The sequence below is a fragment of the Amycolatopsis keratiniphila genome, from assembly GCF_000400635.2.
In the GTDB taxonomy this organism is placed as follows: domain Bacteria; phylum Actinomycetota; class Actinomycetes; order Mycobacteriales; family Pseudonocardiaceae; genus Amycolatopsis; species Amycolatopsis keratiniphila.
In genome coordinates this window covers 7,565,513-7,580,129 of record NC_021252.1, presented here as the reverse complement: position 1 = coordinate 7,580,129, position 14,617 = coordinate 7,565,513, and the positions used below count along the sequence as shown (strand labels likewise).

Here is a 14,617-nt window from a genome sequence, read left to right as displayed (position 1 = left end):
CCGTGTCGGAGGACGAGTTACCCCAGGTGGCCGGGCCATGCCCAATTTGGCCTGCTCACCGGCCAGTTCCCCCGCTCGCAGTCCCAGGAGAATTCCAATGACCTTCGCTCGAATCGAGACTTCGCCGTCCTTAGACACGGCGGAAGCAATGACGGGAACCACCACGATGACCACGCCAGTGACGGACACCGAGATCTTCGAGGGGCACGAGGGCGGCAAGCTCTCCGTGGCCGCCACGCGACCGATCTCCTCGCCCCGTGACCTTTCGGTCGCGTACACGCCTGGGGTGGCGAAGGTGAGCCGGGCGATCGCCGAGGACGCGGCCAAGGCGAAGCGGTACACGTGGGCGGACAGGCTGGTCGTGGTGGTCAGCGACGGTACGGCGGTGCTCGGCCTCGGTGACATCGGCGCGAGCGCTTCGCTGCCGGTCATGGAGGGCAAGTCGGTCCTGTTCAAGACCTTCGGCGGGCTCGACTCGATCCCGCTGGTGCTCGACACCACCGACGTCGACGAGATCATCGAGACCCTGGTCCGGCTGCGCCCGTCGTTCGGCGCGGTGAACCTGGAGGACATCTCGGCGCCGCGCTGCTTCGAGCTGGAGGACCGCCTCAAGGAGGCCCTCGACTGCCCGGTCATGCACGACGACCAGCACGGGACGGCGATCGTCACGCTGGCCGCGCTGCGCGGGGCGAACCAGGTCCTCGGCAAGGACATCTCCGGCCAGCGCGTGGTCGTCTCGGGGGCGGGCGCGGCGGGGGTGGCCTGCGCCAAGATCCTGCAGAACGCGGGCGTCGCGGACGTCACCGTGCTCGACTCGCGCGGCATCATCCACTCCGGTCGTGAGGGCCTGAACCCGATCAAGCAGAAGCTCGCCGAGACCACGAACACGGCCGGCCTGCGCGGCGGCCTGGGTGAGGCGCTGAAGGGCGCCGACGTCTTCCTCGGCCTGTCCGGGGCGACCATCGACGAGACCCTGCTGGCCGGGATGGCCGACGACGCGATCGTGTTCGCGCTGTCGAACCCCGACCCGGAGGTGCACCCGGTCGCGGCGTCGCGGTACGCCAAGGTCGTGGCGACCGGGCGCAGCGACTTCCCGAACCAGATCAACAACGTGCTGGCGTTTCCCGGCGTCTTCCGCGGCGCGCTGGACTCCGGTGCGCGGGCGATCACGGAGAACATGAAGCTGGCGGCGGCCGAAGCGATCTTCGCCGTCGCGCAGGACGACCTCGGGCCGGACCGGATCGTCCCGAGCCCGCTGGACCCGCGCGTCGCGCCCGAGGTGGCCGCCGCGGTCGCGAAGGCCGCGGAGGCCGACGGCGTGGTGTGACGGTCCCTTTCACGCGCTCGCGAGTGCTAGGAACGGTCCTTTCCTTGCGAATTTCGCAAGGAAAGGACCGTTCCTGGCATCTGGGGGTTGACACGCTCAGCCGAGCAGCTCCGCCAGCCGATGCCGCGGCAGGTCGATCAGCCGCGCGTCCGTCAGCTCCGGCGGAACGTCCAGCGAGACGTTCGCCAGCCGCGCGTGCGCCCTGGTCAGCAGCTCTTCCTGGTGCTCGACGGCGTCCGCGACGACGATGGCGTGCCGGTTGTCCGGGGTGCTCCGCAGCAGCCGCAGCCGGTACTTCGCCCCGACCAGCCGGTTCAGCGCGCCCTGCGCCTCGGCGTTCGTCAGATCGGGATGCGAGTTCGGGACCAGCAGCGCCAGCCGTCGCGCGTTGGTGCCCAGCAGGGTCCGCAGCAGCCACGGGCCGGGGTCGGCCGAGAGGTCCATCGCGACCGCGTCGCCTTCCGGCCCGGAGACGGACCAGTCGACCGGACGTGACTCCAGCGCCAGCCCGCCTTCGGTGGCGATCTCGTGCAGCTTGTCCAGCAGCGACGGCTTGGCCGCGCCGGCGGACTCCACCGACTGCGGGCCGTGCGTGTAGATCGCGGCCTTCCCCTTGCCGCCACGGTTCTTCTTCGACTTCGCGGTCGGCTGGCAGACGTAGAGGTCCGCCGCGCTCCCGATCGCCTGCGCGCCGAAGTAGCGGTTGAAGTCCGGAAGGATCGCTTCGAAGGTCAGCCCGAGCGTCGCGAGCGCCCGCTGCACCTGCGCGCCCAGCGCGGGGTGGCGCGGGCTGTAGCCGTAGGCGAGCAGCAGCCGCCCATCCGAGGGTTCGGCGAGCGCCTGCACCCCGCGCGCCGCGAAGAGGCCCATTCCCTCGGGGGTGTAAGGCGGATCACTGAACACGAGGTCCATCCGCCCGGTCACCGACGGCGGCAGGCCGACCCGCAGATCCGTGTGCAGCGTGCGGATGGAGCGCTCGCTGAGTTCGTCGATGTAGGAGAGCACGCGGTCGTCGAGATCGACGACGGTGAGGTCCGCGTCCGGCCGCAACGCGCGCACGGCCAGCGAAGTGAGGTCGTGGTCGCCCAGGAACAACAGCTTCGCCGTGGCGAGGTCGTAGCGCTCGTCCAGCCACAGCGCCCGGTTCAGCACCGTCTCGGGCGTCGCCTGCACGTGATCGAGCGCGGCCAGCGGCGCGGGCACGTTCTCGACGTAGCTGGTGATGGTCTTCAGCAGGCCGGGATCGGATTTCCGGTCCCGCGCCCCGAAGCGCGCGTACTTCTCCCGGGTGGCGGGGGCCAGCCGGAAGCGGGACTCGTTCCGCTCCAAGTCGTCGCCGAGCGCGTTCAGGACGTCTTCGACGCTCCGGCGTGGCGCGGTGCTGACGCGGACCAGCTCGCCGAGGTCACGCCAATCCGTCCGGAGCAGGGAAATCACCTGATGGAGCGGTCGCACGTGGACACCGTGCGCCGCGAAGACGTCATCGACGGAAGGACTCACGGCACGCAGCCTAGTGACCCGGTCCCTGAGACACCGTGCCAACAGGCAGGATCTGGGCTACGGTTTTTCGACCAGACATGGGGAGAGACACGTGACTATCGAGTTCCGTGGCGTGACGAAGCGGTATCCGGACGGGACGGTCGCGGTCGACGACCTGAACCTCACCGTGGAGGACGGCACCATCACCGTCTTCGTCGGGCCGTCCGGCTGCGGCAAGACCACGTCGCTGCGGATGATCAACCGGATGGTCGAGCCGACTTCGGGCACGGTGCTGCTCGACGGCAAGGACGTCAGCGACGGCGACCCGGCGCTCCTGCGCCGCGGCATCGGTTACGTCATCCAGCACGCCGGCCTCTTTCCACACAGGACGGTCCTGGACAACGTCGCCACCGTGCCGCTGCTGTCCGGCTGGGACAAGGGCAAGGCACGCAAGCGCGCGGCGGAACTGCTCGAGACCGTCGGCCTGCCCGCGGAACTCGGCAAGCGGTACCCCGCCCAGCTTTCCGGCGGCCAGCAGCAGCGTGTCGGTGTCGCGCGGGCGCTCGCGGCGGATTCGCCGGTGCTTCTGATGGACGAGCCGTTCTCCGCCGTCGACCCGATCGTCCGCGAGGAACTGCAGGACGAACTGCTGCGCCTGCAATCGCAGCTGGGCAAGACGATCGTGTTCGTCACCCACGACATCGACGAGGCCGTGCGGCTCGGCGACAAGATCGCGGTGCTCCGCGTCGGCGGGGTGCTCGCGCAGTACGGCACGCCGTCGGAGGTGCTGCGGCATCCCGTCGACGATTTCGTCGCGTCGTTCGTGGGCAAGGATCGCGGCTACCGCGGGCTTTCCTTCCTTTCGGCGGAAGGGATCGTCGTCGAAGAGGTCAAACGGGTCGAGGTCGGCAAACCCGCCCCCGGCCCGTCCGACGACTGGCAGGTCGCGGTCAACGCCGAAGGACAGCCACGCGGCTGGCTGCGCCCGAAGTCCACTGTGGACGGAGAACTCGCGGAGACCGATCTCGTCGCCGGTGGTTCGCTGTACCTTCAGGGATCGCCGATCCGGGGCGCGCTCGACGCGGCGCTTTCGTCGCCCGCGAGCCTCGGTGTGGTGGTGGACGCCGACCAGAAGGTCCTCGGCGTGGTCAGAGCCCAGCAAGTCCTCGAAGTGATCGAAGCGCCGTCGCCGAGTTCCTGATGGGGGACTTCTTCGCGGAGCTCGGCCGCTACCTGGGCAGCGCCAACAACAGGTCGCAGTTCTTCGGCGACCTGCTCGACCACATCTATCTCTCACTGGTCCCGCTGGTGCTGGGCCTGGTGATCGCGGTACTGGCGGGCTGGCTCGGCCACCGGTTCCGGTCCGTGTGCTCCGTACTGCTCGTCCTGTCGAACCTGCTGTACACGATCCCGTCGCTCGCCTTGTTCGTGGTGATCCCGGGCATCATCGGCTCGAAGATCCTCGACAGCGTCAACGTCATCGTGGCGCTCACCGTCTACACCGCCGCCCTCCTGGTGCGCCCGGTGCTGGACGCGCTCGACGCCGTCCCGCCGCATGTCGTCGCCGCGGCCACGGCGATCGGCTACAAACCCGCGCGCCGGTTCCTCACCGTGGAGCTGCCGCTTTCGGTGCCGGTGCTCGCGGCGGGCGTCCGGGTGGCCTCGGTCAGCAACATCAGCCTGGTCAGCGTCGGCGCCCTGATCGGCACCGGCGGGCTCGGCGTGCTGTTCACCGACGGCTTCCAGCGCGAGTACTTCTCGCCGATCGTCGTCGGGATCGTCGCGACCCTGCTGCTGGCGCTGATCGTCGACCTGCTGCTGGTCCTCCTGCGTAATGTCCTCACACCCTGGGATCGGGTGGCGACCACGGCGGGGGCGAAATGATCGTCGACGTGCTGAACTGGTTCGGCGACCCGGCCCACTGGCAGGGCCCGGACGGCGTCCCGGCCCGGCTGCTGCAGCATCTCGGCTACACCGCGCTGGCGCTGGTCTTCGCGCTGATCATCGCGATCCCGCTCGGCCTCTACGTCGGGCACACCGGTCGCGGCGCGGTGCTGCTGGTGAGCGGCGGCAACGCCATCCGCGCGCTGCCGACGCTGGGCCTGGTGACCTTCCTGTTCCTGCTCTTCACCGAAAGCGAGCTCTCGACGATCATCGGCCTCGTTGTGCTCGCCGTCCCGCCGATCCTCGCCGGGACGTACGCGGGCCTGCAGGCGACCGATCACGGCGTCGTCGACGCGGCGCAGGGCATCGGAATGACCGGCTGGCAACGGTTGTGGAAGGTCGAGGTGCCGATCTCGCTGCCGCTGGTGCTCGGCGGCGTGCGGAACTCGGTGCTGCAACTGGTGGCGACGGCCGCCGTGGCCGCGTACGTGGGGCTCGGCGGGCTCGGCCGGTTCCTCCTCGACGGACTGGCCATTTTGGACTATCCGCAGGTGGTCGCGGGCGCGTTGCTGACGACGTTGCTCGCCGTGGCGCTGGACCTCGCGCTGGCGGGTGTCCAGCGAATGCTGGTGCCCAAGGGAGTTCGGCTGGCACAGGCCGCGAGCGGGAAGAAGGCGCGGGTATGAGGCGGAGGATGGCGGCGCTGTTCGCCGGGATCGCTTTGCTGACGGCGAGCTGTGGCAACCCGCTCGCCGGCGGCGCCGAGGGCGGTGCGACCGGGGACATCATCATCGGCGCGTCCGATGTCGGGGAAAGTCTTCTGCTGGCCCAGATCTACGCGGGCGCGCTGCGCAACGCGGGCGCGGAGAACGTGACCGTGCGCCCGCCGGTCGGCAGCCGCGAGGTCGTCGTCAAGGCACTCCAGGACAAATCGCTTTCGGTGGTGCCGGACTACAGCGGGAACCTGTTGCGCTACTTCGACAAGGACACGCAGGCGACCACGCCGCAGGACGTCTACGCGCAGCTGAAGCAGAAGCTGCCGCCGGGATTCGAAGTCCTCGAACAGGCGCCCGCGGAGGACAAGGACCTGCTGGTGGTGCACAAGGAGCTCGCCGATTCGGGGATCCGGACCTTCTCCGATCTCGGCAAGCGGTGCGGGGAATTCGTCTTCGGCGGTCCCGGCCAGTGGAGCAGCCGCTGGAAGGACAAGATCAAGTCGCTCTACGGCTGCGAGTTCGCCGAGATCCGCACCACCGACACCGGCGGCCCGGTCACCGTCGCGGCGCTGAAATCCGGCGACATCCAGGTCGCCGACCTGTTCAGCACGTCGTCGTCGATCGCCGCCAACGGGTTCGTGCCGCTGGTGGACGACAAGAACATGTTCCCCGCGCAGAACATCGTCCCGCTCGCGGCGAAGGGGACGTTGTCGCCGAAGGAGGTCGACGCGCTGAACCGGGTTTCGGCGGCGCTCACGACCGACCAGTTGACCGAGCTGAACGTCCAGTTCAGCGAAGAGAAGCGCAACCCGCTCGATGTCGCCGAGGAGTTCCTGCGCCGGAACAACCTTCTCGCGCCGGCCTGACCCCCGGGGCATGCGGGAGGGGCTAGAGGCGGTCGAAGGCGGCCGAGTAGCGGAACTCGCCCTGGAGCTCCGGCGTGTACGCGCGAAGGGTGCGGACCTGGAAGTGCGGAGCCCATTCCGCGACCGGCGGCGTGATCCCGTGCTGTGCGGCGAGCACGAAACCGAAGCGGGAGTAATAGTTCGGGTCGCCCAGCAGGACCACCGCGCCGTAGCCGAGCGCGTCCGCCGCGCCGAGCACGGCGTGCACGAGCGCGGAGCCGATGCCGGAGGCGTGGTACTCGGGCAGGACGCCGAGCGGGCCGAGACCGACCGTCGACTTCTCGTCGTCGCCGAGCTTCGCCGGGCTGCAGCAGACGTGCCCGACGACCTTCCCGTCGCGTTCGGCCACGATGGACAGTGCGCCGATCAGGTCGCCGTCCTCCCGTAGCTCGTCGACGAGTTTCGCCTCGACCACCGGGACACTGAGTTTCGCGAACGCGGCCAGATGCACGGCGTGGATCGCCTCGCGGTCGGCCGGGATTTCCTGTCGGAGCAGCATGCGCCCGAGTGTGCTCCATCCGAAGGTAGGATGGAAATCGTTTTCCGCCCGCCGACGTCACGACTTTAGTAGGCGGCCATCCGTGTGTACTTCCACGCGCGTGAAACGCGGGGAGGGCGGGAAAACGACCACCAGATGTGCGGATCCCCAATTCTTCGTGGGCCGTACGGGCGCAAAACGCGACTAAAGGCGGGGGCTGAACGGTGCCCGAGCTGCGCCGACGACATGCCCATTACTACCGGGATGTCCGTAATGCAAGGTCTTCCTTGGGGTGAAAACGCGACTTAGTCTCAGCCTGCGCTCCTAAGTGGAACGCGGTTCACCTCTGATTCACCCCAACGATCCGGCGGGCCTCTTCATGTCCGTGGGTCGACCCTGCCTGGGAGGAATATCTTGAACAATTCCCTGGGAACCTTGAAGAGACGACTGCCCGCCTTCGGTGTGGCCGCGGCCGTCGCGGTACTCACGGCGCTCGGTGGCACCACCGTCGCGTCGGCGGCGGAAGGTTCGATCGTCAACGCGGGTAGCGACAAGGCGATCAAGGACAGCTACATCGTCGTGCTGAAGGACGGCTCCTCGGTAGAAGCCACCGCGAAGAGCGTGACCCAGCGCCACGGCGGCACGGTCGAGAAGACCTTCGCGTCTTCGGTCCGCGGCTTCTCCGGTGCGCTGACCGAAAAGCAGGCGAAGCGCGTCGCCGCCGACCCCGCCGTCGCCTACGTGGAGCAGAACCAGACCGTCTCGATCTCGGCGGACCAGCTGAACCCGCCGTCGTGGGGCCTGGACCGGGTCGACCAGCAGAGCCTTCCGCTGGACCAGAAGTACAGCTACAGCACCACGGCGTCCAACGTCACCGCGTACGTCGTCGACACCGGCATCCTCACCACGCACCCGGACTTCGGCGGGCGCGCGACCCACGGCCGTGACACCGTCGACAACGACAACGACGCCACGGACTGCCAGGGCCACGGCACCCACGTCGCCGGCACCATCGGCGGTACCGCGCACGGTCTGGCCAAGGGCGTCAAGCTCGTCGCCGTCCGCGTGCTGAACTGCTCCGGTTCCGGTACGACCGCCGGCGTCATCGCCGGTGTCGACTGGGTGACCGCCAACGCCGTCAAGCCCGCCGTCGCGAACATGAGCCTCGGTGGCGGCGCTTCGACGACCCTCGACCAGGCCGTCCAGCGGTCGATCGCGGCAGGCATCACCTACGGTGTCGCGGCCGGTAACGACAACGGTGCCAACGCCTGCAACACCTCGCCCGCCCGTACGCCGGAAGCCATCACCGTCGGCTCGACGACGAACACCGACGCGCGGTCGAGCTTCTCCAACATCGGCACCTGCCTCGACATCTTCGCGCCGGGCAGCGGCATCACGTCGACGTGGCTGAACAACGGCACCAACACCATCAGCGGCACCTCGATGGCGACCCCGCACGTCGTGGGCGCGGCGGCCCTGTACGCCTCCGCCAACCCGTCGGCCACGCCGAAGCAGGTCCGTGACGCGCTGGTCGCCAACGGCACCAAGGACAAGGTGACCAACCCGGGCACCGGTTCGCCGAACGTGCTGCTCTACACCGGTACCGGCGGTGGCCCCGGCCCCGAGCCGACCCCGTGCGGCACGCAGACCAACAGCGGCGTCGTCGCCATCCCCGACGCCGGTGCCGCGGTGACCAGCACCATCACGGTCGCCAACTGCGCCCGCAACGCCTCGGCCACCACCAAGGTCGCGGTGAACATCACGCACACCTACGTCGGTGACCTGGTCATCGACCTGGTCGCGCCGGACGGCAGCTCGTACCGCCTGAAGAACTCGAGCAACGACTCGTCCGACAACATCAACACCACCTACACCGCCAACGTCTCGTCCGAGGCCGCGAACGGTGCCTGGAAGCTGAAGGTCCAGGACGTCTACCGGGTCGACACCGGCTCGCTCAACAGCTGGTCGCTGACCGTCTGATCCACCCCTGGAGTACGTGAAGGCCCCCTTCCTCCTGCTGGGAAGGGGGCCTTCCCGTCTCCGGAGAGTGATTCGGCGCCCAGTTGCGCCGTTCGTCCACTAAGGACCTTCGCGAGGCTTTACCCTCTCCGCATGCAGCCCGGACCGCCCTATCAGCAGGGACCTCAGCAGCCGTATCCGCCGCAGGGATATCCGGGGTACCCGCCGCCCGGATACGGGCCGCCGCCCAAGAAATCGAACACCGGGCTCATCGTCGGGCTCATCCTCGGCGCGGTCGTGCTGCTCGGTGGTGGCGGGGTCGCGGCCTTCCTGCTGCTGTCCGACTCCGGCTCGTCGTCGACCGCTTCACCGACCTCGTCCAAGAAGAGCGGCCCGCCGGACAAGTACACCTCGATGCCCGCCTGCGAGAAGATCGGGACCAAGGTGCGGAATCTGCCGCCGCTCGAAACCCCGAAGGGCGAGGAGCCGGCGAGCACGTCGAACGACGAGATCACCTACACCCGTTCGTCCTGCTCCTGGCGGGAACCGAACGCGCCGTCTGCGACCGTCTCGATGTACCTGTCGAAGTCGAAGGAGCCGGGTTCGGGCGCGGGGGAGGCCTGGGCCAAGGCCGGGGTCGAGAACGCCGTGACCGATGGCGGGGTGCTCATCCCCAGCATGGCGAAGTCCACCAAAGCCGTGCACACCAAGCTCGATTCGCCGAGCCAGTGCCAGATCAAGTTCTATCAGGGCAACGTCGAGGGCGAGATCATCGTGACCGGCCCCGACCCGTCCGGGACGGTCAACCAGACCGTGTGCAAGGAGAACGCCCTGAAGATGGCCAGGGCGACCTCCGAAGCGATCGGCTAGCTTCCCCGAACTACGTGAAGGCCCCCTTCACCGCGTCTAGCGCGGTGAAGGGGGCCTTCACGTACTACTCAGGCGATCAGTCGAACGCCCGCGCGATCAGCGCCTTCTGCTCGACCTCGTGCACCTTGGACGAACCGGCCGACGGGGCGGCCATCGGACGACGCGACACGACGTCCAGGCTGGAGAACACCTCCGGGAGCTTCCGCGGCAGGTTCAGGCCGAAGAACGGCCACGCACCCTGGTTCTCCGGCTCCTCCTGGACCCAGACCGCGGGAGCGCCGTTGTAGCGCTCCAGCGCCGCCAGCAGCTTCTTCTTGGGCAGCGGGTAGTACTGCTCGACACGCACGATCGCGACGTCGTTCGCCTCGCGCTTCGTGCGCTCGGCCACCAGCTCCCAGTACAGCTTGCCCGAGGTCAGCAGGACCTTGCGGACCTTCGACGGGTCGACGACGGCGTCGTCGATGACCGACATGAACTTCGTCTGGCCGGTGAAGTCCTCGACCTGCGAAGTCGCGGCCTTGTTGCGCAGCATCGACTTGGGGGTGAAGACCACCAGCGGCCGGTTGACCCCGTCGAGGGCGTGGCGGCGGAGCAGGTGGAAGTAGTTCGCCGGGGTGGACGGGACCGCGACGGTCATCGAGCCTTCGGCGCACAGCGAGAGGAAACGCTCGATGCGGCCGGAGGTGTGGTCCGGGCCCTGGCCTTCGTGGCCGTGCGGCAGCAGCAGCACGACGTCGGAGAGCTGGCCCCACTTGGCCTCGCCGGAGGAGATGTACTCGTCGATGACGGTCTGCGCGCCGTTGACGAAGTCACCGAACTGCGCTTCCCACATGACCAGCGCTTCGGAGTTGGCCACGGAGTAGCCGTACTCGAAGCCGACCGCCGCGTACTCGGACAGTGCCGAGTCGTAGATCATCACGCGGCCCTGGTTTTCGGCGAGGCTGGCCAGCGGGGAGTACTCCTGGCCGGTCTTGCGGTCGATCAGCACCGAGTGGCGCTGGGTGAAGGTGCCGCGGCGGGAGTCCTGGCCGGACAGCCGCACGAGGCGGCCTTCCATGGCCAGCGAACCGAAGGCGAGCAGCTCACCGAAGGCCCAGTCGATGCCGCCTTCGCGGGACATCTTGTGACGGCGCTCCATGACCGGCTTGACCCGCGGGTGCGGGGTGAAGCCCTCGGGCACGTTGAGGAACGCGTCGCCGATGTGCTCGATGACCTCGGTGGTGGTCGCGGTGGGCACCTTGGCCGGGACCTGCTGCTCCTCCTCGACCGAGGGGCTGGCCTTGGCCGGGTGCTTCTCCAGCTCGCGGACCTCGTTGAACACGTGCTCCAGCTGGCTGGAGAAGTCGCGCAACGCGGCTTCGGCCTCTTCGACGGAGATGTCGCCGCGGCCGATCAGCGATTCGGTGTAGGTCTTCCGGACCGAACGCTTCGTGTCGATGATGTCGTACATCGCCGGCTGCGTCATCGAGGGGTCGTCGCCCTCGTTGTGGCCGCGGCGGCGGTAGCAGATCAGGTCGATCACGACGTCCTTGTGGAACGCCTGGCGGTAGTCGACGGCCAGCTTGGCCACCCAGTGCGCGGCCTCGGGGTCGTCACCGTTCACGTGGAAGATCGGCGAGCCGATCATCTTCGCGACGTCGGTGGCGTACTGGCTCGACCGCGAGTGCTCGGGCGCGGTGGTGAAGCCGACCTGGTTGTTGACGATGACGTGCACGGTGCCGCCGGTGCGGTAGCCGCGCAGCAGCGCCAGGTTCAGGGTCTCGGCCACGACACCCTGGCCCGCGAAGGCCGCGTCGCCGTGCATCAGGACGGGGAGGACGGTGAAGCCCTCGCCACCCTTGTCGAGGATGTCCTGCTTCGCGCGGACGATGCCCTCGAGGACCGGGTCGACGGTCTCCAGGTGCGACGGGTTCGCGGTCAGCGACACCTTGGTCTCGCCGTCGCCGAACATGCGGAAGTACTTGCCCTCGGCGCCGAGGTGGTACTTCACGTCACCGGAACCGTGCGCCTGTCCCGGGTCGAGGTTGCCCTCGAACTCCTGGAAGATCTGCGCGATCGGCTTGCCGACGATGTTCGCGAGCACGTTCAGGCGGCCGCGGTGCGGCATGCCGATGACGACCTCGTCGAGCTCGTGCTCGGCGGCCTTGTCGAGGATGGTGTCCAGCAGCGGGATCGCCGTCTCGCCGCCTTCGAGCGAGAACCGCTTCTGGCCGACGTACTTGGTCTGCAGGAAGGTCTCGAACGCCTCGGCGGCGTTGAGCTTCGAGAGCACGTACTTCTGGACCGCGGGGTCCGGCTTCTCGTGCGGGATCTCGACGCGGTCCTGGATCCAGCGGCGCTCCTCGGGGTCGAGGATGTGCGTGTACTCGATGCCGACGGTGCGGCAGTAGGAGTTGCGCAGCACGCCGAGGATGTCGCGCAGCTTCATCCGCTCCTGGCCGGCGAAGCCGCCGACCGGGAACTCGCGGTCCAGGTCCCACAGGGTCAGGCCGTGGGAGAGGACGTCGAGGTCGGCGTGGCTGCGCTGCCGGTAGTTCAGCGGGTCGGTGTCGGCCATCAGGTGACCGCGCATGCGGAAGGCGTCGATCAGCTCGATGACGCGCGCGGTCTTGTCGACCGGGCCGTCCGGGATGTCGGCGACCCAGCGGATCGGCTCGTACGGCAGGCGCAGGCTGGTGAAGACGTCGTCGTAGAAGCCGTCCTCGCCGAGCAGCAGCTCGTGGATGCGCTTGAGGAACTCGCCCGACTCCGCGCCCTGGATGATGCGGTGGTCGTAGGTCGAGGTCAGCGTCATGATCTTCGAGACGCCGAGGTCGACCAGCGCCTTCTCGCTAGTGCCCTCGAAATGCGCCGGGTACTGCATGGCGCCGACGCCGATGATCGCGCCCTGGCCCGCCTGCAGACGCGGCACCGAGTGGTTGGTGCCGATACCGCCGGGGTTGGTCAGCGAGATCGTGGTGCCGGAGAAGTCGTCGGCGGTCAGCTTGCCGTTGCGGGCCTTCTTGACGATCTCCTCGTAGGCCTGCCAGAACTGCATGAAGGTCATGTTCTCGGTGGCCTTGATGGAGGCCACGACGAGCGTGCGGGCGCCTTCCTTGCCCTTCATGTCGATCGCGAGACCGAAGTTCACGTGCTCCGGCGTGACCGCGAACGGCTTCCCGTCGATCAGCTGGTAGTGCCGGTTCATGTTCGGGAAGTTCTTCAGCGCCCGGACCATCGCGTAACCGATGAGGTGCGTGAAGGAGATCTTGCCGCCGCGCGTGCGCTTGAGGTGGTTGTTGATGACGATGCGGTTGTCGGCCATCAGCTTCGCCGGGACGGCACGCACACTCGTGGCCGTCGGCACGGACAGCGAGGCGTCCATGTTCTTCGCGATCGCCGCCGCGGCGCCGCGGAGCTGCTTCGACTCCGCCTCGGCGTCCTTCTCGGCCGGCTTGGCGGGAGCCTTCTCCGCTGCCTTGGGGGCGGCCGCCTTCGGGGCGGGCTTCGCCTCGGTCTTCGGGACGGCCTTCGCCGGGGCTGCCTGCTTCGCGGTGGGCTCGGGCTTCGGGGCCGGCTTCGTGGCCTGGCCGTTGGAGGCCGCGCTGTCCTTGGCGGGAGCCGCGGGGGCCGGACGTGCCTCGTCAGCCTTGGCCTGCGCGTCCTGCGTTGGCTTGAAGTCCGCGAAGAAGTCGTGCCAGGCGGCATCGACTGAGCTGGGGTCGGCAAGGAACTGGTCGTACATTTCCTCGACGACCCACTCGTTGGGGCCGAATTGTGACGCAGGGCTGCTGCTGGACACGGCTTGGACTCGCCTCTATCCGTCTCGAGATCTTGAACACCGCTGATGCGCCTACCAGGCTAACCCCCTCGGTCGCAGCCGTGTGATGGAACTGGCCTGTGTGAGGCGTGGCGCACTAGGTGATGGGTCACTGTCTCGATCAAGAGACCGAAAATAGGCCACTCGCCGCCCCGTCGGCCGCCACTCGGGGGAGCAAGGGACCTTTGCTACCACTTTCACTGTCCGTGCAGGTCAGGTCACTATCCCGTCGGAAAAGGTTGGCTGGGTCGTCGTGCCCGGACAGCCTGGAGTTCACGTCGGGGCGGTTCGCTGGGTGAAGGATGCGGCCGGTGTCGTGCCGGCCGCCGGTCCCCGCGAGGTGGTGGCGGCCCATGTGGCTGGACGAGTGCCCGTCGTTCTGGGACGAGGGGCGCGTGCGCCCGCTGGTCACCGAGTCCGGCAAGGTCGTGCTGATGTGCGACTCGTGCTCGGCGGTCTGGCCGACGCTCGCCGACTTCAAGGAGATGGAGCACGTCGAGCCCGACGAACCGGACTGGACGGTGGCGTCCGGCGTGCACGTCCGGCCGGGAACCGTCCGCTGGGCTTCGGCCCAGGACCTCGAGGTCGCCGGGATGGGCGGCCTCAAGTGGCGCGCCTAAGCGGGGTACGGACGCTCCGCGGGTAGCAGCGCTTCGGCGTCTTCGATGCGGTTCGCCGCGACGAGGGCGCCGACCTCGCGCATGACCGAGGTGACGTCGGTGACCGCCGTGATCCATTTGTCGACATAGCGATCGACGGCCTCGCCGCTCAGTCCCATCTGGAGCGAACGGTGCTTCAGCGGGCCGAGCCGGATGCTGCGTTCCGGATCCCACTGGATGCGGACCGGGCTGGTCTTGACCTCGTGCTGCCACGTTTTCCGGTCGGGATGGACGCTGGGGTCGTAGTGGCTGAGCGCCGCGTGGTCGAGCGCCCAGGCGAAACCCTCGCGAGTGATGTCGAGGGCGAGTACGCGCTTCTGGCCGGGCTTCGCGGCCCAACCGCAGCGGTATGCCATCCAGAGGAAGGACGGCTTGATCCAGGTCATGCGTTCGCGTTTGAACGGCGGCACGAAGGTGCCCGCCTTCAGCGCGGCGTCGGCGATGGCCGGGGCGTACGCCTGATAGACGCGGATCGTGGTTTCGGTGTACAGGGCGCGGATCTGCCGCGCCGGGATCTCTTCTTTCATTTCCCGGTCAGCGT

The 14,617-nt window shown here is 68.3% G+C and carries 12 protein-coding genes; 8 read left to right on the top strand and 4 right to left on the bottom strand.

Annotation, left to right across the window (positions count from 1 at the left end):
• Positions 1-166 precede the first annotated feature (166 nt).
• Positions 167-1,327 carry an NAD(P)-dependent malic enzyme gene (locus tag AORI_RS74890; protein ID WP_228688242.1) on the top strand — a complete coding sequence of 387 codons (1,161 nt, stop codon included), beginning with the start codon at positions 167-169 and terminating at the stop codon, positions 1,325-1,327.
• A gap of 96 nt (positions 1,328-1,423) precedes the next feature.
• On the opposite strand, the gene AORI_RS74885 is transcribed toward AORI_RS74890, so the two are convergent.
• Positions 1,424-2,827: a bis-aminopropyl spermidine synthase family protein gene (locus AORI_RS74885; RefSeq protein WP_016337057.1), complete on the bottom strand. Its 1,404-nt coding sequence runs from the start codon at positions 2,825-2,827 to the stop codon at positions 1,424-1,426.
• Positions 2,828-2,918: 91 nt separating this feature from the next.
• On the opposite strand from AORI_RS74885, the gene AORI_RS74880 reads away from it, so the two are divergent.
• Genes AORI_RS74880 through AORI_RS74865 form a run of 4 tightly spaced genes read left to right on the top strand, consistent with a single transcriptional unit; the run spans position 2,919 to position 6,272 of the window.
• Positions 2,919-4,007, top strand: coding sequence for an ABC transporter ATP-binding protein (locus tag AORI_RS74880; protein ID WP_016337056.1), 1,089 nt, complete (start codon positions 2,919-2,921; stop codon positions 4,005-4,007).
• Positions 4,007-4,690: an ABC transporter permease gene (locus AORI_RS74875; RefSeq protein WP_016337055.1), complete on the top strand. Its 684-nt coding sequence runs from the start codon at positions 4,007-4,009 to the stop codon at positions 4,688-4,690. The genes AORI_RS74880 and AORI_RS74875 overlap by 1 nt, the downstream gene beginning before the upstream one ends.
• Complete coding sequence (locus tag AORI_RS74870; protein ID WP_016337054.1) at positions 4,687-5,376, top strand: ABC transporter permease; 690 nt, start codon at positions 4,687-4,689, stop codon at positions 5,374-5,376. Before AORI_RS74875 ends, AORI_RS74870 begins: the two co-directional genes overlap by 4 nt.
• Before the next feature lie 8 nt (positions 5,377-5,384).
• Positions 5,385-6,272 carry an ABC transporter substrate-binding protein gene (locus tag AORI_RS74865; RefSeq protein ID WP_016337053.1) on the top strand — a complete coding sequence of 296 codons (888 nt, stop codon included), beginning with the start codon at positions 5,385-5,387 and terminating at the stop codon, positions 6,270-6,272.
• A gap of 22 nt (positions 6,273-6,294) precedes the next feature.
• Here the strand turns inward: AORI_RS74865 and AORI_RS74860 are convergent, their stop codons facing one another.
• On the bottom strand, positions 6,295-6,810 hold the full coding sequence (locus AORI_RS74860) for a GNAT family N-acetyltransferase (RefSeq protein ID WP_016337052.1): 516 nt from the start codon (positions 6,808-6,810) through the stop codon (positions 6,295-6,297).
• 393 nt (positions 6,811-7,203) lie between these two features.
• Here AORI_RS74860 and AORI_RS74855 point away from each other — a divergent pair, with 393 nt between their 5' ends.
• Both AORI_RS74855 and AORI_RS74850 read left to right on the top strand, forming a co-directional pair.
• The gene (locus tag AORI_RS74855; protein ID WP_016337051.1) at positions 7,204-8,769 is read left to right on the top strand and encodes a S8 family peptidase; all 1,566 of its coding nucleotides are present in this window, start codon (positions 7,204-7,206) and stop codon (positions 8,767-8,769) included.
• A gap of 132 nt (positions 8,770-8,901) precedes the next feature.
• Positions 8,902-9,618, top strand: coding sequence for a hypothetical protein (locus tag AORI_RS74850; protein ID WP_016337050.1), 717 nt, complete (start codon positions 8,902-8,904; stop codon positions 9,616-9,618).
• Between the two features lie 76 nt (positions 9,619-9,694).
• On the opposite strand, the gene AORI_RS74845 is transcribed toward AORI_RS74850, so the two are convergent.
• The gene (locus AORI_RS74845; protein WP_081809737.1) at positions 9,695-13,399 is read right to left on the bottom strand and encodes a multifunctional oxoglutarate decarboxylase/oxoglutarate dehydrogenase thiamine pyrophosphate-binding subunit/dihydrolipoyllysine-residue succinyltransferase subunit; all 3,705 of its coding nucleotides are present in this window, start codon (positions 13,397-13,399) and stop codon (positions 9,695-9,697) included.
• A gap of 371 nt (positions 13,400-13,770) precedes the next feature.
• Here AORI_RS74845 and AORI_RS74840 point away from each other — a divergent pair, with 371 nt between their 5' ends.
• The gene (locus AORI_RS74840) at positions 13,771-14,037 is read left to right on the top strand and encodes a hypothetical protein (protein WP_016337048.1); all 267 of its coding nucleotides are present in this window, start codon (positions 13,771-13,773) and stop codon (positions 14,035-14,037) included.
• Here the strand turns inward: AORI_RS74840 and AORI_RS74835 are convergent.
• Positions 14,034-14,603, bottom strand: a complete 570-nt coding sequence (locus AORI_RS74835; RefSeq protein ID WP_016337047.1) for a DUF4291 domain-containing protein — start codon at positions 14,601-14,603, stop codon at positions 14,034-14,036. The two genes, AORI_RS74840 and AORI_RS74835, sit on opposite strands and share 4 nt — an antisense overlap.
• Positions 14,604-14,617: the final 14 nt, after the last annotated feature.

Coding starts and splice junctions, on each gene's coding strand:
- AORI_RS74865 (WP_016337053.1), top strand. CDS start 5,385: ATGGCGGCGCTGTTCGCCGGGATCGCTTTGCTGACGGCGAGCTGTGGC.
- AORI_RS74835 (WP_016337047.1), bottom strand. CDS start 14,603: ATGAAAGAAGAGATCCCGGCGCGGCAGATCCGCGCCCTGTACACCGAA.
- AORI_RS74870 (WP_016337054.1), top strand. CDS start 4,687: ATGATCGTCGACGTGCTGAACTGGTTCGGCGACCCGGCCCACTGGCAG.
- AORI_RS74860 (WP_016337052.1), bottom strand. CDS start 6,810: ATGCTGCTCCGACAGGAAATCCCGGCCGACCGCGAGGCGATCCACGCC.
- AORI_RS74850 (WP_016337050.1), top strand. CDS start 8,902: ATGCAGCCCGGACCGCCCTATCAGCAGGGACCTCAGCAGCCGTATCCG.
- AORI_RS74840 (WP_016337048.1), top strand. CDS start 13,771: ATGTGGCTGGACGAGTGCCCGTCGTTCTGGGACGAGGGGCGCGTGCGC.
- AORI_RS74890 (WP_228688242.1), top strand. CDS start 167: ATGACCACGCCAGTGACGGACACCGAGATCTTCGAGGGGCACGAGGGC.
- AORI_RS74875 (WP_016337055.1), top strand. CDS start 4,007: ATGGGGGACTTCTTCGCGGAGCTCGGCCGCTACCTGGGCAGCGCCAAC.